The organism is Paraburkholderia sp. BGA-UO-ETr-F12 (assembly GCF_059567945.1).
Map to the genome: position 1 here is coordinate 209,311 of NZ_JCAQOZ010000057.1, position 22,318 is coordinate 231,628.

Below are 22,318 nucleotides of genomic sequence, written 5' to 3' on the forward strand. Positions count from 1 at the left end.
CCTCTCGTTTGCCGCCAGACGGGCTGCGGCGGGTTCGATGGGAATTGAGGGCATTCATTTAAGCGTGCGCGTTTGGCAGGTGCGGTGACCTGGCGCAACGAGGATCACCTTAGCGCACGTGGCGAAGGGCCGCAATCAGGCTTTTGAGGACCGCGCCGCCGACTGAAGGCACGCGCCGCCGCGGCCTTTTGCAGCGGCCTGTATCAGGCAGAAAGGCGGCGGGCGGTGCAGGGCGCGGGTGGGTAGCGACGGGGAAGAAGGGAGGCCGCAGAGAGCCGGGGCGAGCAAATCGCGAGGGGACAAACGCCCATAAACGACGGCGAACGTTTCCGGCGTATTCCAGGCATACGTCAGCAACGTGCCGTCAAGGCAAAAGCTCAGGCTTCAACCAGTTCGCCCAACACCTCGGCACAGATCATTGCGGAAGCGTTCGAGGGCGCCGGCCGTTCAGCTGGTTTGAACACCGCATCGCCGCGGCGAATCTTGCGGCGCGTCACCGCGCAGGTGCCCGACGTATGCGCCGAGCGTCGCCGCCACCGTTGCTCGCCATAATGGCAACGCCCCGGTTCGACCCAGCGGATCACCAGCGTCGTGTCGGAGCGCTCGAGAATTTCGATGCGTACGCCATTGGTTCCGTCAAGGGGGATGGACTCTAAGGTCATCATCGTCGGCTCCGTATTGTGGTGTGCCGAATGTAGTCCTGCGAGCGCTCGATAGCCATTGTGCCGCAGTTGAAACACTGTTCTCCAAATAGCAACAATGAAACTTGACATTCACGATGGCACGAAACGACGGGGCTTTGCGGGCGATATGCGCCGTGCATTTGCGATAGCGCGGATTTTTGCAACGCAGTGTTGTACGCAGTGAGACAAGCATGCCGCGTGCGAAGGGCGCCGGTGCTTCCTTTAAGATGTGGTTATCGATGAGCGACCGTGCAGCGTAAGTGTAGCGGGTTTGCATTTTTCTGGACGGCTCGCGCGCACATCCACAAGATACTAAGAGCCTTCATGATTTCACGCCCACCCGAATCGCCGAGCGCGCCTGATTGCCCCAAAAAGCAGAAAGCGGCATCGCTCGTCCTGTACATCGTGCTTGTGCTGCTGGCGCTGTGGGTCGTACGCGACTTCATTGCGGCGATAGCCTGGGCCGGCGTCGTTGCCATCGCCCTGTGGCCGCTTTTGCAAAAGGTGGAGGGCAGCCGCTGGTTATCGGGCCGCACCACGCTGATCGCCGTGGTGCTGACATGCGCGGTTGCGTTGCTGGTAGTGCTGCCGTTCGGGATCGGCATTTCGCAGGCGCTGCACGAAGCCCATGACATGAACGAATGGTTCAAAACCGTGCAGGAAAACGGCATTCCAATGCCAGGCTTGATCGAGCGGTTGCCGTTCGGCGCGCAACAGATTTCGGCCTGGTGGCAGGCCAATCTCGCTCAGCCGCTACGCGACTCGGCGGCAATGAAGGGGCTGCACAGCACCACCGTGATGACGCTCGGCCGCCACTTCGGCGCGCGCGCGGCGCACGGTTTGATGGTGTTCGCCTTCATGCTGGTCACGCTGTTCGTGATCTTTCAGGCAGGGCCGCGTCTGTCCGGTTCGCTGATGAAAGGCGTGCGGCGCGGCTTCGGCAACGACGGCGCGCGGTTGCTCGAGCGCATGGCCACGGCTGTGCGCGGCACCGTGTCGGGGCTGGTGGTGGTCGGGCTCGGCGAGGGCGTGTTGATGGGCGTGGCCTATTTCGTGACCGGCTTGCCGCACGTCGCGCTGCTCGCGTTCATCACGGCGATCGCGGCGATGCTGCCGTTTTGCGCACCGATCACATTCGGCCTCGCGGCCTTGTGGCTGTTCTCGCAAGGCTCGGTGGCCGGGGCCATTGGGCTGGCGGTGTTCGGTTCAATTGTGGTGTTCGTCGCTGAACATTTCGTGCGGCCGGTGCTGATCGGCAACTCCACACGATTGCCTTTCCTGCTGGTGTTATTCGGAATTCTCGGCGGGGCGGAGACGTTCGGTTTGCTCGGCCTCTTCATTGGACCCGCGCTCATGACTGTGCTGGTCGTACTGTGGACTGACCTCGTGCAATAGTTGCACGCCATGTGCCGGCGCAATCAGGACTGCTGATTCGCTGGCCCATTCGTTCTGATTCACTTGTCCTGATCGTGCGCCGTCTGTTTGACGCAGCCCAGCGTATATTTCAGCGCCGCGGGCAGCAGCGCGCTCCAGACGTCCCAGGTGTGGCCGCCGTCGATGATGCGCAGCGCCGCCGGATTCCCCGCCAGCCGAAGATGCGTATAAAGCGAAGACGCATCGGCCTGGATCGTGAGGTCGTCGTCGCCGGCAGCGATGAACATCGGCAGACGATACGGCCGGCTCATGTAACGCTCCCATTGCGCCGGATAGTTGAGCGCATGCCAGACGTGCGGATCGAACTGCCGGTCGCCGAACACACCCACGCGACGTGCCGCCGAACCGGGCGGCGGCTCATTCGCATAGACCGCGGGACTCAACAGGAGCGCGCCGCAAAAAAGCTCGGATTGCGTCATCGCATAGCGTAGCGCGCCGAAACCGCCCATCGAAACGCCGCCGATCATCCGTCCGCCACGCTGTGTGGCGACCGCATAGTGCGTTTCGATTTCGGGCAGCAGGTCGGCGAAAAACGCGGTCTCCATCTTCTCCTTACGATCGACATACCAGTCGGTACCGCCTTGCGGCATCACGATTGCGACCGGTGGTATCTCCTTGTGCTCGATCAGCGTGTCGGCGGCGGCTTGCAGGTGGCCTTGCGTGAGCCAGTCATTGGCGTCGCCGTTGTTGCCGTGCAGGAGGTAGAGCACGGGAATGCGAGGAGCATCGTGGCGATAGCCGGTGGGCAGATAGATCGTGTAGGACCAGTCGCGGCCGAGTGCTTCGGAATGGAAGCTTCGGCTGATGACAGTGCTGGCGCTAGCCGTCGCGCCGACAGCAGCGCACAGCGCAAGGAGTGCGGAATGTGGGAATAGACGCATGTCAAAGTAAGAGACCGCCGCGCAGGTCGCGCGCGGCCGTCATGCTATCAGGATCGGCAGCGGAAATCGGCAGGTACCGCGCGTGCATCCGCGCGCCGCTTCCTCAAGGCGACGTTCTGAGGCGCAAGCTCCAGATACGCGTGGTGAAGCGCTTGAGCGGCTCGCAGGCTCTCGCGACCGCGAACAGTGCGCCGACTGCACAGGCATCCGCCACCAGCCCGAGGGGATAGTTCAGATAGCCGTCGGTCGCTGCATACAGCACCGAATCGACGACCAGCGAGATCACCGCGCCCGCGATAAAACACAATAACCCTTGGCGGCCGATCATGCCGACCCACGGCAACCCTTGCGCGAGTTTTTTTGCCCAGCCGAGCTGGATCAGGTTCGCGACGAGCCAGGCAATGGCCAGAAAATTGACCGCGCGCAGGTAAGAGAGGTTTTGCTTGAGGCTGCCATCGAGCGGCTCGCGTTCAATAAACAGCTTGTAGTAGGCCGCGGCGGCAACGACGGCGAACGCCAGCACGCTGATCAGCCAGCCGAGACGGTGAGCACTGATCCGCTGATAAACCGGCTGGCAACGCGCCAGCACGCCGAGCACGAACAGCAACTGCCAGGCAAACGGGTTGAAATCCCAGTGCATGTCCGGCGCGGCGGGCAGATAGGCGTCGATTGCCGGCGCGGCCGCCCACAACGCGACGCTGCCGGCCAGCAGCAGCCATGGCTTGCGGCGTGCGAGCGGCAAGATCATGGGTACCAGCAGGGCGAAGAACGTGTACATCGGCAGCACGGACGCGAGATACGGCTGACGGCGGAATAACAGGATGTCGCGCAGGGCGGCCACGGGGGTCGCGATCAGGTCGTCGAGGTCGGTGGTGGCGAGATTCGGGCCGTCGATACTGAACGCGCTCAGCACGGCGCTGACCAGCAGCATCAAAGCAGCCGTGATGAGGAACGCGCGATAGATTTCGAGCGAGCGCCGCAGGAAGCGGCTGCGCGCGGTCGCTTCGTTACGCCGTTCGGCGAGCGCCGCGTACGCCGTTGCGGTGGCGAAGCCGCCGAGGAACACGAAGACTTCAGCCGCATCGCATAGCGCATACGCATGCAGCGTGACGCGCGAGAGAATGCTGCCGCCGATATGGTCGACGACGATGATCAGAAGGACCAGCCCACGAAAAAAATCGAGTTCAATCAAGCGGGATTGCGACTTTTGCATTGTGCGGTGTCAAAAGCAGCCCCGTGCGACGGCGCGCTAGTCCAGCGCGGCGGTGTCTCACAAAGCTATTGAAATTGGATTGGGTGCGGCGGCGGCCGGCTGCCCCAGCAGGGCACCGGCCGTGGATCGCAGCGTGAACCAGCCATGCGAGGCTCGGTTGTAGAGGCCAGTAAAAATGACCCGTGCGACGGCGCGGAGTTCCGCTGCGGCGCCGCAAAAGCTTTCAATTATATTTCTTTTTATGACAAAGACGCCACGGGACGGGCAGGGTCGCCGTGGCCGATGCGACAGCCGGCCGGGGGCCGGGCGCCGCTGCGCCGCTTACCTGAAACGGCGCAGCGAAAAAAGGGGCTGCCTCCCGCAGTGGAGATTTCGCAACGTTTTGAGATATGGGCGTGACACCTGATGGACGGCGACGTAACGGCGTGTGAGGATTTCTTCAAAGCGCGTCAGGGTCGATAAACCCCTTGAGAAGCGCCAAGAAGAAAGCGGTCGGATCGAGTTGTCCCATTACTCGAGCTCAGGGAGATCTTCATGAACAAGCAAGTGTTCGCGCTGGCTGTCTCCACCGTTTTGTCCGCCACATCGCTAACCATTTTTTCCCCACCCGCTTGTGCCCAGACGAGTGTCACGCTGTATGGCGTACTCGATGAAGGCATCAACTACACCAACAATGTCGGCCGTGGCCATGTCTATGAACTCGCAAGCGGCGATGCGCAAGGCAGCCGCTGGGGCCTGAAAGGCGACGAGGATCTGGGCGGCGGCCTGAAGGCGATTTTCCAGTTGGAAAACGGTTTCGACGTGAGTTCCGGGCGGCTTAATCAGGGCGGCCGGATGTTCGGCCGTCAGGCGTTCGTCGGCTTGAGTTCGGCGCCATTCGGCACATTGACGTTCGGCCGCCAGTACGATTCGGTGGTCGACTATCTGGCGCAGACCACGGCCAACGGCAACTGGGCCGGCGCGCTGTTCTCGCATCCTTACGATAACGACAACACCGACAACTCGTTCCGTCTCGACAACAGCGTCAAGTACACCAGTCCGTCGATCTCGGGCTTCCAGTTCGGCGGTGTCTACAGTTTCAGCAACGATACGAATTTCGCCAACAATCGCGCCTACAGTTTCGGCGGCCAGTACGCCTATGGCGGACTGCTGGTGGCCGCGGCGTATCTGCGGGCCGACAACCCTGGCAACGGCTCAAACGGCGCGATCACCGCGAACGACGCCAGCTTTATCGCCGCCCGCATGCGCGTGTTCGGCGGCGGCATCACCTATACCTTCGGTCCGGCCACGGCCGGCTTCGTGTACACCAATTCGAACTACCTGGACCCCACCGGCAATGGCTATCTCGGCGTGACGCCGCTTGTGCCGCCCGGCATGTTGCTGAACTCGCTCAAGTATCAGAACTTCGAGGTGAACGGCAAGTATCAGATTTCGCCGATGCTGTTCGTCGGCGCGCAGTACGTCTACACCATGGAGAGCTACGATGCCTCGAACGGAGGGGTGAAACCGAAGATTCATTCGTTCGGTTTGATGGCGGACTACAACCTGTCCAAGCGCACCGACGTGTACATACAAGGCGAATACCAGCAGGTGAGCGGCGACTCAACCGATACGATTCTGGACTACGCCTTCACGCCCGGCACCCAGTCGCCGTCATCGACATCGAAGCAGGTCGTGGTGCGAGCGGCGATACGGCATAAGTTCTGAATACGCCGCGCCGAAATTGCGCGGTTGTGCCGGGGCGCCGCGAGTGGCAAGAAATAATCGCTGCGCCGCTGAGTATCGTGAGTTGTGAACTCACCGTGGTTCGCTGTCAATTCATCACGTAGTTCTGAATCAGTATTCCGACTATCACGCCTGCCGGAATGCCACACGTTCTGCCGCGAATAGTCGCGGTCAGATCTTCATCGAGTACGAAGCTGCAGCGGCGTTCACGCCAGACGGTTTTATAAGCCAACGGTTTTGCATCGACGATTACAAGGGCAATGAGCGCGCTCAGAACGACCTGCTCCAAAGCATGCAGCTTTGCGACAAACGGTGAGAATTCACCGGCATTGCACAGCAAAACCATCACGACTGCAGCGACCAGGGCGCCGAAAAAGAAACCACCCATGAACCTGTTCGCTGAATTAAGAGAATCCACTTAAACCTCAAATCATTCGCCGGCTTTGTCGTGCCGACGAAATAAAAAAATACACTGACGGAAATGGCTTTCCTCTTTAAAGACCCGCCTTACTTTGGCTGCCAGGAAAACAGTCTTCAAAAGGACCCATAAGGATATTTTTTTGACCTTCTTCAACCTATCGTCTTTTTCCTAATGTGGCGGGGGATCAGTCAGAAATGGCTGGCAGATGACGAATCCGCCGACAGAATCGCTGTCGCGGCGCGGCCATAGCAGCGCGGGGGTGCCTGCCGCATCTGGCGTGCGCCCATGCCTGCACCAATCGATCTCGCCGAACAGCTTGCGAAGCTGCCGCTTACGCGCCGAACAGATTCAGCCTGGCGTACTGCAGCAACATGATCGTCTTCCCGTCGACGATCTCGCCGCGCTCGATCATCGCCAGTGCTTCGTCCACCGGCAGTTCCAGCACCTCGATATCTTCGCCTTCGTCGGCAATGCCGCCGCCCGCGCCGACCTTAGCCACCGCATCGTATTCGGCGACGAAAAAATGCAGCTTTTCCGTGACGGAGCCCGGACTCATGAAGGCTTCAAATACCTTGCGCACGTCATGCACGCGGTAGCCGGTCTCCTCTTCGACTTCGGCGCGGATGCGTTGCTCGGGTGAAGCCGCCTCCAGCAGGCCTGCCGGTGCCTCGATCAGCATGCCGTGATGACCGTTGACGAACGCCGGCAGGCGGAATTGCCGCGTCAGCACGACCGTACGGCGGCGCGCGTCGTACAGCAGCAGCGTCGCGCCATTGCCGCGATCATAGGTTTCGCGGCTCTGACGTTGCCAACTGCCGTCCGCCCGTTGGTAGTCGAAGGTGGTCTTCTTCAGCACGTACCAGTCGTCCGATAACACTTTCACGTCGACGATCCGCACCCGTTCGGCGATTTCGTTCATGATTCGCATCCTCTTTTTGTTGGGAGCCGCGGCCTGTACCGCATGCGATCCATGGTATCGTGCAGTCTCGTGCAAAAACAAGAAATTTCGTGCAATCACCCAAATCGGGTAGAACCCTGACAGGATCGGCGTCGTGCTGACATCGCAGAGAAAACAATTGATTCTTGAGGCGCTCGAGCGTGACGGGCAGGTCATTGCCAAGACCTTGAGCCTGACGTTCGACGTCTCGGAGGACACCATCCGGCGCGACCTGCGCGAACTTGCCGCCGAAGGGCTGCTTCAGCGCGTGCATGGCGGCGCGTTGCCGGCGTCGCCGGCGGCGGTGGATTTTGCTGGGCGCGAACAGATTGAATCGGCGTCGAAGGCGGCGATCGGCCGGGCAGCGGCAGGGCTGATCGGGCGCGGCCAGATTGCCTTCATCGACGGCGGCACCACCGCCGTGCAACTGGCGCGTCACCTGCCGCGCGACTTGCAGGCGACGATCGTCACGCACAGTCCGAGCATTGCCGTCGAACTGGCGGAGCACGCGGCGCTCGAGGTCATCATGATCGGTGGACGCCTGTTCCGGCATTCGATGGTCAACGTGGGCGCGGCCGCGATTGAAGCGCTCAGCCACATTCGCGCCGACCTCTATTTCATGGGCGTCACCGGTGTGCATCCGCAAGCAGGTCTGAGCACCGGCGATATGGAGGAGGCTTACGTGAAGCGCGCACTCGTGGAGCATGCGGCGGAAACGGTGGTGCTGGCGTCGGCGGAAAAACTCAATGCGGCGTCGGCGTACAGGATTGCGGACGTGTCGGCGGCCAGCACGATCGTCGTCGAGAAGAACACGCCCGCGGTGCTCACTGCGCCGTTCGACGCACTGGGCATCACGATCCTGTGGGCGTGACAAAGCGCTATAAATCGCTCGCTTAACGACCTATACGCAATTCGTTATTTTCGAGATAGAGAACAAAAATTGACGCACCCTATTGCGATTCAGCGCGATAATCCCTCGCCTTTGCTCTATGTAGGGCAGGAAGAAGGCAACTCACGGTAGTTCAAGGTAAATCAGATCGACTGCGGCATGGACGAAGTGATGGCCGCCGCACGTCGCCGGTACACCCGGGCGCATGCAAGCGCCCGCGGTTCGAACACCTCCCTCGTGGTTTACAGTCGTTGAACGCAGGTCCGCCATGTATAAGCTGATAGGCAGGCATGCCGCGCCGGCCTGTGTTCCGCGTTCGTTCTGCCAATGGGTTGCCGCCGTGTTCACTAAAGGAGAAGTCCATGGGGAAACTCGACCTTTCGCGTCGTAGTTTTCTGAAGGCCAGCGTATTGGCGGGTGTGTCGGTGTATATCGCGCCGATGGGCAGCCGCGCATTCGCTGCGTTGTTCGAAGAAAAAATTCTGACGCCGGTTCAGTGGGATGCCGCACGCGGCCAGGCGAAATTCCGTATCGACGGGATTGCCAAAGTGACCGGCTCGAAAGTGTTCGCGCGCGACGTCCGCGCCACCGACATGCCGCACTGGCCGCAGCAGCAATCGCACGCCTTCATCCTGCGCACGACGCAAGCCGATCGCAGCTACGAAGGTTTCGACCTGAGCTTGCTCGGCGACGAACTGAAGCCTGACCGCGTGGTCACGGCGGCGGACCTGACGCGCGACGGCCTGATCTTCCCGGCCTTCTATGGCGACGACATGTTGTTGCCGCAGGGCAAGACGCCCGCGTATCTCGGCCAGGCGGTTGCGATCCTGATCTATCACGACTTCGCGCGCTTTCGCTTCGCGAAAGACAAACTGAAGTTCCAGGATCAGATCATCCGTTACGGTGCGCAAACCGGGCCGCTCGAACGCGACCCGTGGGGCACGTTCCGTTTCGTGCGCGTCGGCGGCAAGACGCCGTACGACGACGATATCTTCTCCAGCCTGAAAGACGCACCGGTGTTTCCGAGCATGATGCGCAAGCACCAGCCGGTATGGCCGGACGGCGTCGAACACGGCAAGCTCGACGAGCAGGGCATGTATCACGCCGGCGAGATCCAGCAGGAACTCGATCATCCGTCGGCGGACTGGCTTGTGATGCAGCGCGAATACAACACGCAGTCGATCGACACGGCCGCGCTCGAACCCGACAACGCGAACTGCTGGTACGACGCGGCGACTCAATCGCTGCACATGGTCGTGCCGACCCAGGCGCCGTCGGAAGTCGCCGACAGCGCCGCCGGCATGGTCGCGAAGTGCGCATTTCCGGTGAAGAACCTGTTCATTCACCCGTGCTATACGGTCGGCTATGGTTCGAAGGACCACTTCAACGTGCCGTTCTACGGCCTCGTCTGCGCGATGTATGCGGACGGCCGCCCGGTGCGTCTTGCCAACGACCGCTACGAGCAGTTCCAGACCTCCTTGAAACGCCATGCGTTCAAGATGAATTACCGGATCGCCGTCGATAAGAACACCGGTTTGATGCAATCGTTCAAGGCCGAGATGGAAGCGAACGGTGGCGGGCGCTGCAACTTTTCGCCGTCGGTGGCGATGGTGGGCGCGACGGCCGCGCAATCGATCTATTACTTCCCGAAGAACGATCTGTCCGCGGTGGCGATTGCCTCGCGCGCGATCGACGCCGGTTCGGCGCGCGGCTACGGCACGCTGCAAAGCATGGCCGCGACCGAGATGATGGTCGACGAAATCGCCGCGCAACTGAATCTCGATCCGATCGACTTCCGCCTGAAAAACGCGCTGCGCTCGGGCATGAAGAACACCCAGGGCGCGGTGCCCGCCGGCGCGATTCGCGTCGACGACGTGCTGCAGAAGGCGAAGGTTCATCCGCTATGGGTGAATCGCGCGAAGCGTAAGGCCGAGTTCGAAGCTGCGCATCCGGGCACGCGTTATGGCGTTGGTTTTGCATGTGTGCAGAAGGACTTCGGCACGGGCGCGGAGACCTCGTTCGCGAAGGTCGAGTTCAGCGCCGACGGCAAGATCGGCCTGCAACACACGGCGGCCGAAATCGGCACCGGCATGTCGACCTCGCAGGCGGTCGCGGTAGCGAAGTGGCTCGGCATGCCGGCCACCGACGTGCATGTCGCGATCACCGATTGGCCCGATCTGCCGGTCATCACGAGCGGCGATCCGTACATGATGTCGCAAGCGGACCAGGACAAGCTGGCCGCGAATCCGCGCTGGTCGCCGGGTTATGCGTCGCCGTCGAGCGCGACGAATTCGGCGTTCTACTTTACGCACAGCACGCGTGAAGCGGCCCGCGTCGTCTTCGCGCACGGCTTGTGGCCGGCGGCGATGGCGATCTGGAGCCAGGGGCTGGGCGGCGGTCAGGCCGCGCCTCTGGTGGTGCGCATGGAGGACGCGCGTTGGGTCGACGGCAAGCTGTCCGCGGCCGGGCTCGAAGCACTGCCGTTCGAACAGCTCGCGAAGAAGGCGCACGAGCTGGGTCTGGTCACGGGCGCGACCGTGCACGTGTTCAATCGCTGGCAATGGACCGAATCGGACTTCGAGATCGACGGCAGCGTCGAGCGTCTGCCGCTCGACGGCCTCGCGATTCGATATGGCGACAACGCTTCGGCCGATAAGAAGAAACTGCAAACCACGGCGAACCATTATCGCGTGCTCGATCGTCAGCGCGTGTTCTATCCGCCGGTTCAGCGTAACAACGCGGCGGTCACGTACTACAGCGCGGTCGGCACCCTGGTCGAACTATCGGTGCATGAAGCGAGCGGCAAGGTGAACCTGCTCGCGCATCACTCGATCATGGAGTGCGGCAATCAGCTTTCGCCGCAACTCGTGTCGGGTCAGTTGCAAGGCGGTCTGGCAATGGGTATCGGCCATGCGCTGCACGAGTATTTGCCGCTTTACGAGGACGGCCCGGGCAACGGCACGTGGAACTTCAATCGCTACCACTTGCCGCGCGCGACGGACGTCGCCGTCTGGACCCAGACCGGCGAAGTGCTGCCGCCGCTGACCGAGACCGACCCGCCGAAGGGTATCGCTGAAGTGGTGATGATTCCGGTGGTCGGCGCCATCGTGAACGGTATCGCGCACGCGATCGGCCATCGCTTTACCGACCTGCCGGTTACTCCGCAACATATTCAGAAGGTGCTCGCATGACGGCCCCCACTCAAACTTCCGCTAATGCCGCAAGCGGTGCGGCGAGCACTGCCGTTGCTTCAGGCAAAATCTCCGGCGCCTCTGCCGCAGCGGCATCCGCTACTGCTGGTGCTTCGGGCGCAGCCGCCGCTAACCCGGCTTCCGCGGCCTCCGGCGCGACAGCAGCCGCCGGCGTTCCGGCCAGCGCGCCGGCTGCACCGGCGGTCGAGCGTCCATTGACGCATTTCCGCACGCTGCCGGTTTCGGTCAAGGTGAACGGCGAGATCGTCGGTCCGACCGACGTGCCCGCCGGTCTGATGATGATCGATTATCTGCACGAATACCTGCATCTGACCGGCTCGCGGCTCGGCTGCGGGCAGGGCATCTGCCACGCGTGCGTCGTGATCGTCGACAAGCCGGACGGCACCAGCGAAGAAGTGCGCACCTGCATCACGGGCGCGAACTTCTTCAACGGCAAAACCATCCGTACGATCGAAGGGCACGCGAAACGCAACGAAGCAGGCGAGGTCGTCGAACTGTCGCCGATCCAGCAGAAGTTTCTCGAGCACTTCAGTTTTCAGTGCGGCTACTGCACGCCCGGTTTCGTCAATGCGGCGACCGTGTTGATCGAGCGGCTGAAGCGCCAGCCGGTTGCGAAGAATCAGGTCGAGCAAACCATCACCGATGCGTTGAACGACCATATCTGCCGCTGCACGGGCTACGTGCGCTACTACGAGGCCGTGAAGGAGGTCGTGATGACCACGCCGGGTCTCGTAAAGGACGCCGCATGATGAGCGCTTCCATGAATGTGCGCCGCGCGTTGCTGTTGCTCGGCACGGCGGCTTTGCTCAGCGCGTGCGGCAAGCAGGACGACTCCGCTGCTGCGATGCAGGCTGCCGCCGCACAGGGCCCGCAATCTACCCCCGCCGATCCGCTCGCGCGTGGCCGTTACCTCGTCAAGGCCGCCGACTGCGCCGCCTGCCACACCACGGCGGATGGCGCGCCGTTCGCCGGCGGCGTGAAGCTGGCTTCGCCGTTCGGCACCTTCTACGGCACCAACATCACGCCAGACAAGGACCACGGTATCGGCAACTGGAGCGCGGACGATCTCTACAAGGCGCTGCACGACGGCGTCGCGCCGGACAAGCAACTGTATCCGGCCATGCCGTACACGTCGTACCGCCAGTTGTCGCGCGCGGATAGCGACGCGATCTACGCGTACCTGATGGCGCAGAAGCCGGCCGCCGTGGCGAACCGCGAACCGGAGCTGTCGTTCCCGTTCAACATGCGTTTTGGCGTGCGCTTCTGGGACTGGGTGTTCCTGAAGGACACGTTGCCGGATGCGTCGAAGGGACAATCGGCTGACTGGAATCGCGGACGCTATCTGGCGAGCGCGCTCGGCCATTGCGCCGAATGCCACACGCCACGCGGCACCTTCGGCCAGCTCGACGGCGCGAAGCCGCTGACCGGCGCGGCGCTCGGCCGGATCGCCGCACCCGACATCACGCCGCATGGTTTGGCGGCGCGTGGCTGGACCGCCGCGGACCTGCAGACGTTCTTCGCCACCGGCATCGCGCCGCAAGGCTCGGCGTTCGGCGAAATGTATCCGGTTGTGCATCTGAGCAGCCAGTACATGACGCACGACGACCTGCGTGCGATGTCGACCTATCTGCTCGGCGACGCGGCCCCGGCGCCGCAACCCTTGCAGTCGGTCTCGGCCGATGCGGCGCAACTCGAGGCCGGGCGCAATGTGTATCTCGCGGTGTGTGCCGGCTGTCACGGCCTTGGCGGTGAGGGCAAGCCGCACGTCGCGGTACCGATGCATGGCAACTCGACCGTACGTCAGAGCGACGCGCATAACCTGATCGTGGCGATGCTCGACGGCATCGGCGCACAGGATTTCCCGGGCCTCGAGCGGATGCAGGAGATGCCGGGCTTCGCCACGCAACTCAGCGACACGGAACTCGCCCAACTGGCGAATTATCTGCGCGCGACGTACGGCGGCCAGGCTGCCGACGTGACGGCCGATGCGGTGAAAGCGCTGCGATAAACCTGCCCTGCGCCGGGGCGCTGGCAGTCCGGCGCCCCGTCTCTCCAGTGAATGGCGCGTAATGAACTCGCGCGTGATGGCTGGCTCAAATGGGTTCGCGCCGTTGCCCCTTGGCGGCGCGCGCTACGTTTCGCCGTAGACCCATCTGACTGTCTTCCCGGAGATTTCATGAGTAATCGCGCGACGCAAACCGTTCCCCAATCTCCTGCCGCGCGGTCGCAAAGCGCGCCGCTCGCTTGCGTGCAAGGCACGATCAGCAAGGTGTTCCTCAACCCGGAGTTCCACAACAACGCCAATCATCAGCACTTCGTCATCCGGATCGACAAGGTGCTGAAGTTCGAAGGAACGCAGAACCTGGTCGGCGCGGAAGTATTCGTCGCTGTGCGTTTCGGCGACAGCGAGGGGTTGGCGCATGAAATTCCCGGCTTGCAGGCCGGCCAGCCAATCGAGGCTCAAGGCGAATATATCTCCGACGCCAGTGCTTATCCGACCCAGGACAACTCCAACCCCGTCCTGCCGGTACTGCACTTCACGCATCATCCGGTCGGCTACGTGAAGTATCAAGGCCAGACCTACAGCTAGCCGTCACTCAGTCTTATCGAACGGATGGGCATGACGCCTGTCCGCTTGCCTACGCGTTTTTCTCCCACGCTCGCCGTCGCGGCGAGCGCTCATTCAAGTTTTGACCACGCTTTGCCGTTAAAGAAAACGTTTCCAGCCGATTGTGCGGCGGCGTAGCCGTCGGCGGACTTTCGCGGGTCTTTGCGATCGTGCGTGTAGCGGCCTCAGGCCAACACCACACATGAGGCGCGACCCGGGTCTGCATCACCGTGCGTAATGTTTGTATCAGAGTGTGTGATGCGGAGCGTTTTTTGCAAAACGCACTTTACAATTCTGCGTGAATTTTGATCGGCAATCTGGCCCTTTTCGCGGAAGATCGCCTGTTTATCGGGCGTCCGGGCGTCCGGCAGCGCGCAAGGGATTGGGTTGAACGGCAGGGCCTGGGTGAGCGCCGCACGAGGCGGCCTTGCTGTGTCGCGAGAGAAGGCAGCGCTTCGTCAGAATGCGCGCATCGCACGCGACAGGGCAGCACTCGGCCTGCCAATAAAAAAGCAGGAGTCGAACATGTTGGGAAAGCGTTTCGACCGGACACTGATGGCCAGTCTGGCTGGCGTGTCGGTTGCGCTGGTGGTCAGCGGCTGTGCGAATGTGGGGCAGCAGGGCGGGCAAACTGGCGCGGCAGCGGCGACGCCGGCTGCGTCCGGTGTGCCGGCAGCGGCTGCAGCGCCGGCCTCCAGCGCGCTCGCAGCCCCGGCGGTCAAGCTAGCCGCGGACAACGGCACGCCGCTTAAGAACGCCCCGCCTCTGGTGTATCGCGTCAGGCGTGGCGATACGCTGGCGCGCATCGCCCAGCGTCATCACTGCAGTGTCAGGCAGTTACAGGCGTGGAATGGCCTCAAGTCTTCCTCGCGGTTGAAGCAGGGGCAGGTGCTGCACGTCGCTTCGCCGGAAACGGTGCGCGCGGTTAATCAGGCCAACGCGGCGGCTGCTGCGGCGAAGGCTGCGGCAGCCGCCGCGCCGGTTGTTCCGCTCGCCGCGCAGCAGGCGCAGGCGGCGGCCGATGCGCAGGTGAGCGCGCAGGCAAATGCGCAATCGCCCGCGCCCAGCGCGGCCGAGGTGCGTGAAGTCGCGCATGAGACTTCGCGACATGCGAACGGTGTATCGCTGGTATGGCCTGCGGGTGGCCGTGTCGTCGAGGCGTTCCAGCCGGGCGAAACACGCGGCATCGAAATCGGCGGCAAACCCGGCGATCCGGTGCGGGCCGCGGCCGACGGCAAGGTAATGTACGCCGGCACGGGTCTGAACAGCTACGGCAGTCTGATCATCGTCCAGCACAACAAGGACTTTCTGACTGCCTACTCCCATAACCGCAAGCTGTTGGTGAAAATCGGCGACATCGTGCGGCAGGGGCAGCAGATTGCCGAAATGGGCGACGAAAATAACTCGCGCGTCTCCGTAGGCTTCGAGTTGCGCCGCGACGGCAAGCCGGTCGATCCGATGCCGTATCTGCCGCAAGGCCGCGGCTAGATAACGCGCGTCTTCAGTCGAGCCAACGCAGCGCTGCCGCGACGATCGCTTCAGGCGCGTCTTCCTGCATCAGATGACCGGCCTTCGGCACCGGCTGAAAGCGTGCCTCGGGGATGACGGCCGCCAGTTGCCGGCCGCGTTCGAGCGGAATCCACTGGTCGTGTTCGCCCCACAGAATCTGCGTGGGACAGCGCATCTGCGCATAACGCGCTTCGACCTCGTCGGTGTAGCGCTGGTCCATCTGGGCGATCTGCCGATAGAACGCGGCTTGTCCGGTTGAGCCGAGCCATGGCGTCACATAAGGCGCGAGTTCCTCGTCCGCAATGTCGCGGGCAATCGCGCCGCGCACGTAGGCCTTTACCACCGCTTCGTGAATATACGGCGGCAGGCCGGCGAAGGCCGCGCCATGTTCGCGCACGTGCCGCACGAACGGCGAACCCCATGGCGCGACGGCGACCGGATCGATCAGCGTCAGACTGCGATAGTCGCATCCCTCGATCAGATGCGCGCGCAAGGCGGTTGCACCGCCGAAATCGTGTGCGATGACGTCCGGGCTCTTCAGTTGCCAATGCGCGAGCAATTCCGCCAGCAGCACGTTCTGCACGCCAAGTGAAACGTCCTGAGCATCGCGTTGCTCGGACTGGCCGTAGCCAAGTAGATCGTAGTAATAGACGGTGCGAATCTGCGCGAGATGCGGAGCAATGCGATGCCACACATAGGACGAAAACGGCGTGCCGTGAACCAGCACTAGTGGCGGACCGTTGCCCGTCACGCGAAAGCGCACGGTTTGATCACGGAACGTATAGCTTTCCGGAAGCGGCCAGTTTTGCATAGCGAAAGGGCGTTGTGAGTAAGTCTGCTTACCTTAGCAGGGCGCGCTAAAGTGTGCTGTCCGGCTTCTCGTGGCATCCTCCGAATGCCTCCCGCAAAAGCTCACCTTTATTTTATTCAGCAAAGCCAGGCAAATTCAAACGATCGCGACTCGTGGCGCTGCCGGATTGAGCGGCGAGTAGCGCGCACATCGCGCACTGTTGCGAAACGTGCATAAATCACCTTGAAATAAGGTGTCGTTGTGTCGGCTGGATTCGGAAAGCCTGGTAATCGCAGCGGTGCCGCAGGGGGGCGCCAATTCCGTATTCAACGACTACGACGTGTGAATGACAGAAATTCACGGTTGGCCATGGTGAGGGAATTCGGGAGCCGAAGGCACAGTACTCACCGGACGCCGCGCTTAACCTCAGCGACGCCGTCCGGCTAACATCAACGAAGTCTGCGCGCTAATGCGCCGCCAGCTACTTCGACTCGATACCGCGCAGCAGTTGGGAAACCTGGCCGTGGTGGTGCAGGATCGCCGGGTCGGCTTGCAGAAGCGGCAAGTAGCGCGGCAGAAACGCATTGCCGGGTTGGTCGGAAGAAAACAGGCCGGTGATGGCTTCGGTCGCGCCAAGCCGATCGGCGGCGTCCGCTTCCTTGTCGTCGAGAATTTCGTCGACGTTCGCGATCACGGTGGAGAGCGGCGTGAGCCAGCGGAACGCCGAGCCGTTGATGAGCACTTGCAGGAAGGCCGCCGGCGTGACGGGGCCGAATTCCTTTTCGTACGACGCGCGCTCGTGATCGAGTATCGACTTATGCAGCGCCAACAGCGGCTTGCGAATGTCCGAAAGGAATTGAATGCATTGCTGGTCGTTCATCTTGCCGCTCCTTCGGGTGGTCATGCTGGATCAAGCCAACGCGGCAATGGTAGCGCATCGGTTTGACTCCCGTTTCACTTTTGCGGCGGCCGCCGCGGCCAGGTGGTTCCCGCCGCGCGGAGACGCTGCGGACATGCCCGCTTGGTCTGCGGACTTCTTTATGCAAGACTACAATTGCCCCGTCCCTTCCGGCGCGCTCGCGCTGCGCACTGCCTGCTGCACCCATTGAATCGTAGCCGCATCGCGTATTAGCACGGCTCGTCGAATAAACACTGCAAGTTTTTGTGTTTTGGTTTGACGGCTCAGTCCAAACAGTCTGGCTGAGCAGCCTGATAAGCACTTTGACAAGCAGCTTGAACAAGCATCCCGACAAACAATAAACCCCACTCGGATCCGCCTATGACAACGTTCAACATCAACGGCCAGACTCATACTGTCGACGCACCCCCCGATATGCCTCTGTTGTGGGTATTGCGCGATCTCGTCGGCTTGACCGGCACCAAGTTCGGTTGCGGCATCGCTCAATGCGGCGCATGCACCGTGCATCTCGACGGCGTCGCGGTGCGCTCATGCGTACTGCCGGCGGCGGCTGTCGGCGACAAGAAAATCACCACCATCGAAGCGGTCGGCGACACACCCGCCGGGCAAAAGATCCAGCAGGCATGGCGCCAACTGGACGTTGTGCAGTGCGGCTACTGCCAGTCGGGGCAGGTCATGTCGGCAGCTTCGCTGATCGCGAGCAATCCCAATCCGACCGACGCGGACATCGACGCCGCCATGGCCGGTAACATCTGCCGCTGTGGGACGTATAACCGCATCCGCGCGGCGATCAAGCAAGCCGCGAAGGGGGCCTGACATGTCCCAGGGATTGCTCGATGCACAAAACGGCGCGCAGCCTTCGAAGCGCGGCAAGAGCGGCATCACACGCCGCACGTTCCTGAAGTTCGGCGTCACGGTGGGGGCGGCAAGCGGCGGCGGCTTGCTGCTCGGTTTCAGCATGCCGGCAGCCAGTCAGGATCAGAAGACCGGTAAATCGGTAATCGGCGGCGATGGAGATGAAGCACCGCAGAACGGCGTGTTCGCGCCGAACGCCTTCATTCAGATCGACACGGCCGGCAAGGTCACGCTGGTGATTCCGAAAGTCGAAATGGGGCAAGGCGTCTACACGTCGATCCCCATGCTGATCGCGGAAGAGCTCGAAGTGCCGCTCGACTCGGTCACGCTCGACCACGCGCCGCCAAACGAAAAGCTCTTCATGGACCCGCTGCTCGGCGGGCAACTCACCGGCGGTTCGACGTCGATCCGCTATGCGTGGGAGCCGATGCGCCGGGCCGGCGCGGCCGCGCGCACGCTGCTGATCAGCGCCGCCGCGCAGCAATGGCAGGTCGATCCGGCAAGCTGCCATGCGCAGGCCGGTCAGGTGATTCATGCGGCGAGCAATCGCAGCATCGGTTACGGACAGTTGGCGAGCGCCGCGGCGAAGCTGCCCGCGCCGCAGAACGTGCCGTTGAAAGATCCGAAAGATTTCAAGGTGATCGGCACTTCGGTTAAGCGTCTCGATTCGCCCGAGAAGGTCGACGGCACGGCCATGTTCGGACTGGACGTGCGGGTGCCCGATATGGTCTACGCGGCCATTGCGAACTGCCCGGTATTCGGCGGCACGCTCGCCAGCGTCGACGATACCAACGCGAAGAAGATTCCCGGCGTGCGCCAGATCGTCAAGCTCGACAACGCGGTCGCCGTGATCGGCGACCATACGTGGGCCGCCAAACGCGGTTTGCAGGCGCTGGATATCAAATGGAACGAAGGCGCGGGCGCGCAGATCGGCATGAAACAGATCGTCGACGATCTCGCCAACGCTTCGCAACGCAACGGCGCGGTGGCGCGTAAAGAAGGCGACGTGAGCAACGCGTTTTCAAATGCGAAGACGCGGGTCGACGCCGTGTATCAGCAACCGTTCCTCGCGCATGCGACGATGGAGCCGATCAACTGCACGGTGCATGTGCGGCCCGACGGCTGCGATATCTGGCTCGGCTCGCAAGTGCCGACGCGGGTGGTGGATGCCGCAGTTGCCGTAACCGGTTTGCCCGCGGACAAGATCGTCGTGCATAACCATCTGATCGGCGGCGGCTTTGGCCGGCGGCTCGAATTCGACATGGTCACGCAGTCGGTCAAGATCGGCAAACAGGTGTCGACGCCGGTAAAGGTGCTGTGGACACGTGAAGAGGATATCCAGCACGACATGTACCGGCCGTACTACTACGACAGGATTTCCGCCGGACTCGACGCGAACGGCAAACCGGTCGCCTGGCAGCACCGGATTGTCGGCTCGTCGATCATGGCGCGCTTTGCGCCGCCCGCGTTCCAGCATGGGCTCGATCCCGATGCGGTGGAAGTCGCCGCTGATCTGCCCTATGACCTGCCGAACCAGTTGGTCGACTATGTCCGTCAGGAACCGCATGCCATTCCCACCGCATTCTGGCGCGGTGTGGGACCGACACGCGGCACCTTCGTGGTCGAGAGTTTTATCGACGAACTTGCCGCGCAGGCGAAAGTCGATCCGGTCAAATACCGCCAGGATCTGCTGGGCAAGACACCCCGCGCGCTGAACGTGCTCAACACTGCCGTGCAGGCGGCCGGCTGGGGCAGCGCGGTGCCGAAGGGGCAAGGGCGCGGGGTGTCGGTGATGCATGCATTCGGCAGCTTCTTCTCGATGGTCGTCGACGTTGCCGTCGATCAGGGCGAGGTATCCGTCAAGCGCGTGGTCTGCGCGGTCGATTGCGGGATGGTGGTGAATCCGAACACGATCGAAGCCCAGGTGCAAGGCGGCATCATCTTCGGCATCACGGCCGCGCTCTATAGCCAGATCACGATCAAGGACGGCCGCGTGGAGCAGAACAACTTCACCGACTACCGGATGCTGCGGATCGATCAGGCGCCGCCGATCGAGGTGCATATCGTGAAGAGCAGCGAGGCGCCCGGCGGAATCGGCGAGCCCGGCACGGCAGCGCTCGCGCCGGCGCTGACGAACGCGATTTACGCGGCCACCGGCAAGCGGCTGCGCCAGTTGCCGGTCGGCAGCCAACTGCAAACCGCCTGACTGACAGGAGCCCAACATGAAAAACACACTCAAGGGTTTCGGCGCGGCGCTTTGCGTGGCTTTGCCGTTCCTGACGCAGACCCACGCGCAAGCCGCGGATCAGGCCCAGGTGCAGCGCGGCGCCTATCTGGCGAAGGTCGGCGATTGCGTTGCTTGCCATACGGCGCCGAAGGGCAAGCCGTTCGCGGGCGGCCTGCCGATGACCACGCCGATGGGCCGCATCTACACGACCAACATCACGCCGGATCAGCAAACCGGCATCGGCAATTACACGGAAGAGGATTTTGCGAGAGCGATGCGCGAAGGCGTCGCGAAAGACGGTCACAACCTGTACCCGGCGATGCCGTACCCGTCCTATGCGAAGGTCAACGACGACGACATGAAAGCGCTGTACGCGTACTTCATGAGCGGCGTCGCGCCGGTGCAGCAGGCGAACCGCGAACCGGACATCAAATGGCCGTTGAATATGCGCTGGCCGTTGAAGTTCTGGAATATGGTGTTCCTGGAGAAGGGCGTCTATCAGGACAAGGCGGGCAAGGATGTGGCGTGGAATCGTGGCGCGTATCTCATCCAGGGCCTCGGGCACTGCGGCTCGTGTCATACGCCACGCGGCATTGCGTTCCAGGAAAAGGCGCTGGATGAAAGCGGCAGCGCGTTCCTGACCGGCGGTCTGCTCGACGGCTGGTTCGCGGCCAACCTGACGGGCGAGCACAACGTCGGCCTGGGTCGCTGGAACGATCAGGACTTGCAGGCGTTCCTGAAAACCGGCGCCAATCGCCATGCATCGGCGTTCGGTTCGATGACCAGTGTGATCAACAACAGCACGCAGGGCATGAACGACACCGACATCGCCGCGATGTCCGCCTACCTGAAGTCGCTGCCGCCGGCGGGTGGCAGTGGCGCGCCGCCTTACTCGTACGATCCACAGGCGACGAAAGTGTCGTTGAACCGTCCCGCGAACGATGCCGGTGCGCGCGTTTATACGGCGTATTGCATGCACTGCCATGGTGTCGACGGACGCGGTTTCGCGCCGATGCTTGCGCCGCTGGCCGGCAATCCGAACGTGCTGGAAAAGGATCCGTCCTCGCTGATCAACGTGACGTTGAACGGCACGGAGGACCTGGTGATCGGCGGCATTCCCGCGCCGTATCCGATGCCGAAGTACGCGCCGGTGCTCAACGACCAGCAGATCGCCGACGTGCTCACCTTCGTGCGCGCCGGCTGGAATAACGGTGGACCGGCGGTGACGGCGGCCGACGTGGCGAAGCTGCGCAAGTCGACTGAGGCGGCTCGCTAGCGGCGCCGCGCTCGAGGCTCGCAACGAAAAAAGCGGCAACCGTTTTGCACGGTTGCCGCTTTTTTATCGACCAGGGGAAGCCTTAACGGTGCTGCCCCACCTTCTGCCGTTTCTCCAGCACGCGCGCATACCACGTCAACGGGAAGCACATCGCGAAGTAAATCATCGCCACCATGCCGTAGATCGGAAATGGGCGGAAAGCGGCGTTAGTGATCATCGTGCCGGTCTTGGTCAATTCCGTGAAGCCGATGATCGACGCCAGCGCCGTGCTCTTTACCACCTGCACGAGGAAACCGACTGTCGGCGCGACGGCGATCTTCAGTGCCTGCGGCCAGACGATGTAGCGCAGTTGCTGGCCGAACGTCATGCCCAGACTCGCCCCCGCGGACCACTGGCCGCGCGGCACGGCTTCCACGCAACCGCGCCAGATATCGACCAGATACGCGCTGGTATAAAGCGTCAGCGTGACGGTTGCCGCGACCCAGGGCGACACATCGACGCCCAGCAAGGGCAGGCCGAAAAACGCCAGAAACAGTTGCATCAGCAGCGGCGTGCCCTGAAACACCTCCACGTACACCACCACGATGCGCCGCAGCCACGGCAACGGCGACACGCGCATCGCGAGCAGGATCAGCCCGACAATGCCGCCGCCGACAAACGCGATCAGCGACAGCAACACCGTCCAGCGGGCGGCGAGCAACAGATTGCGGGCGATGTCCCACAGCGTGAATTCGACCAT

19 protein-coding genes are annotated in these 22,318 nt (G+C 62.4%); 11 read left to right on the plus strand and 8 right to left on the minus strand.

Annotated features, from left to right (window positions below; all coding sequences use genetic code 11):
* Positions 1 to 377: 377 nt before the first annotated feature.
* The gene (locus AC57B6_RS27665) at positions 378 to 662 is read right to left on the minus strand and encodes a DUF3331 domain-containing protein (RefSeq protein WP_028197253.1); all 285 of its coding nucleotides are present in this window, start codon (positions 660 to 662) and stop codon (positions 378 to 380) included.
* 345 nt (positions 663 to 1,007) lie between these two features.
* Between AC57B6_RS27665 and AC57B6_RS27670 the strand changes: the two genes are divergently transcribed.
* Complete coding sequence (locus AC57B6_RS27670; RefSeq protein ID WP_106353244.1) at positions 1,008 to 2,078, plus strand: AI-2E family transporter; 1,071 nt, start codon at positions 1,008 to 1,010, stop codon at positions 2,076 to 2,078.
* A 59-nt stretch (positions 2,079 to 2,137) separates the two neighbouring features.
* On the opposite strand, the gene AC57B6_RS27675 is transcribed toward AC57B6_RS27670, so the two are convergent.
* Positions 2,138 to 2,998, minus strand: a complete 861-nt coding sequence (locus AC57B6_RS27675; RefSeq protein WP_144194407.1) for an alpha/beta hydrolase — start codon at positions 2,996 to 2,998, stop codon at positions 2,138 to 2,140.
* A 103-nt stretch (positions 2,999 to 3,101) separates the two neighbouring features.
* Positions 3,102 to 4,211 (minus strand): OpgC domain-containing protein, encoded by a 1,110-nt coding sequence (locus AC57B6_RS27680; RefSeq protein ID WP_030100761.1) that lies wholly within the window; start codon positions 4,209 to 4,211, stop codon positions 3,102 to 3,104.
* Between the two features lie 534 nt (positions 4,212 to 4,745).
* Between AC57B6_RS27680 and AC57B6_RS27685 the strand changes: the two genes are divergently transcribed.
* Complete coding sequence (locus tag AC57B6_RS27685; protein WP_496422511.1) at positions 4,746 to 5,918, plus strand: porin; 1,173 nt, start codon at positions 4,746 to 4,748, stop codon at positions 5,916 to 5,918.
* 106 nt (positions 5,919 to 6,024) lie between these two features.
* Here AC57B6_RS27685 and AC57B6_RS27690 read toward each other — a convergent pair whose 3' ends face one another.
* Complete coding sequence (locus AC57B6_RS27690; protein ID WP_235430071.1) at positions 6,025 to 6,324, minus strand: hypothetical protein; 300 nt, start codon at positions 6,322 to 6,324, stop codon at positions 6,025 to 6,027.
* 364 nt (positions 6,325 to 6,688) lie between these two features.
* On the minus strand, positions 6,689 to 7,276 hold the full coding sequence (locus AC57B6_RS27695; RefSeq protein WP_028197246.1) for an NUDIX domain-containing protein: 588 nt from the start codon (positions 7,274 to 7,276) through the stop codon (positions 6,689 to 6,691).
* A gap of 133 nt (positions 7,277 to 7,409) precedes the next feature.
* Here AC57B6_RS27695 and AC57B6_RS27700 point away from each other — a divergent pair, with 133 nt between their 5' ends.
* From AC57B6_RS27700 to AC57B6_RS27725, 6 genes are all read left to right on the plus strand, one after another.
* The gene (locus AC57B6_RS27700) at positions 7,410 to 8,165 is read left to right on the plus strand and encodes a DeoR/GlpR family DNA-binding transcription regulator (protein WP_046570708.1); all 756 of its coding nucleotides are present in this window, start codon (positions 7,410 to 7,412) and stop codon (positions 8,163 to 8,165) included.
* 380 nt (positions 8,166 to 8,545) lie between these two features.
* Positions 8,546 to 11,374 carry a xanthine dehydrogenase family protein molybdopterin-binding subunit gene (locus AC57B6_RS27705; RefSeq protein ID WP_496422512.1) on the plus strand — a complete coding sequence of 943 codons (2,829 nt, stop codon included), beginning with the start codon at positions 8,546 to 8,548 and terminating at the stop codon, positions 11,372 to 11,374.
* Positions 11,371 to 12,144, plus strand: coding sequence for a (2Fe-2S)-binding protein (locus AC57B6_RS27710; protein WP_081922969.1), 774 nt, complete (start codon positions 11,371 to 11,373; stop codon positions 12,142 to 12,144). The genes AC57B6_RS27705 and AC57B6_RS27710 overlap by 4 nt, the downstream gene beginning before the upstream one ends.
* On the plus strand, positions 12,141 to 13,403 hold the full coding sequence (locus AC57B6_RS27715) for a c-type cytochrome (protein WP_028197242.1): 1,263 nt from the start codon (positions 12,141 to 12,143) through the stop codon (positions 13,401 to 13,403). The genes AC57B6_RS27710 and AC57B6_RS27715 overlap by 4 nt, the downstream gene beginning before the upstream one ends.
* Positions 13,404 to 13,571: 168 nt before the next feature.
* On the plus strand, positions 13,572 to 13,985 hold the full coding sequence (locus AC57B6_RS27720) for a hypothetical protein (RefSeq protein ID WP_028197241.1): 414 nt from the start codon (positions 13,572 to 13,574) through the stop codon (positions 13,983 to 13,985).
* Between the two features lie 543 nt (positions 13,986 to 14,528).
* Positions 14,529 to 15,491, plus strand: a complete 963-nt coding sequence (locus tag AC57B6_RS27725; RefSeq protein WP_030100753.1) for a peptidoglycan DD-metalloendopeptidase family protein — start codon at positions 14,529 to 14,531, stop codon at positions 15,489 to 15,491.
* A gap of 13 nt (positions 15,492 to 15,504) precedes the next feature.
* Here the strand turns inward: AC57B6_RS27725 and AC57B6_RS27730 are convergent, their stop codons facing one another.
* Positions 15,505 to 16,323, minus strand: a complete 819-nt coding sequence (locus AC57B6_RS27730; protein WP_496422513.1) for an alpha/beta fold hydrolase — start codon at positions 16,321 to 16,323, stop codon at positions 15,505 to 15,507.
* Between the two features lie 460 nt (positions 16,324 to 16,783).
* Entirely contained in the window at positions 16,784 to 17,182 is a 399-nt protein-coding gene (locus AC57B6_RS27735) for a hypothetical protein (RefSeq protein ID WP_028197238.1), read from the minus strand.
* 399 nt (positions 17,183 to 17,581) lie between these two features.
* Here AC57B6_RS27735 and AC57B6_RS27740 point away from each other — a divergent pair, with 399 nt between their 5' ends.
* From AC57B6_RS27740 to AC57B6_RS27750, 3 genes are read left to right on the plus strand one after another with little or no spacing between them, the layout of a single operon-like run.
* A complete protein-coding gene (locus AC57B6_RS27740) occupies positions 17,582 to 18,037 on the plus strand; it encodes a (2Fe-2S)-binding protein (RefSeq protein WP_028197237.1) in 456 nt (151 codons plus the stop codon).
* A gap of 1 nt (position 18,038) precedes the next feature.
* Complete coding sequence (locus AC57B6_RS27745) at positions 18,039 to 20,282, plus strand: xanthine dehydrogenase family protein molybdopterin-binding subunit (protein WP_028197236.1); 2,244 nt, start codon at positions 18,039 to 18,041, stop codon at positions 20,280 to 20,282.
* Between the two features lie 16 nt (positions 20,283 to 20,298).
* Positions 20,299 to 21,579 carry a c-type cytochrome gene (locus AC57B6_RS27750; protein ID WP_046570696.1) on the plus strand — a complete coding sequence of 427 codons (1,281 nt, stop codon included), beginning with the start codon at positions 20,299 to 20,301 and terminating at the stop codon, positions 21,577 to 21,579.
* 82 nt (positions 21,580 to 21,661) lie between these two features.
* On the opposite strand, the gene AC57B6_RS27755 is transcribed toward AC57B6_RS27750, so the two are convergent.
* Positions 21,662 to 22,318, minus strand: coding sequence for an amino acid ABC transporter permease (locus AC57B6_RS27755; RefSeq protein ID WP_046570695.1), 657 nt, complete (start codon positions 22,316 to 22,318; stop codon positions 21,662 to 21,664).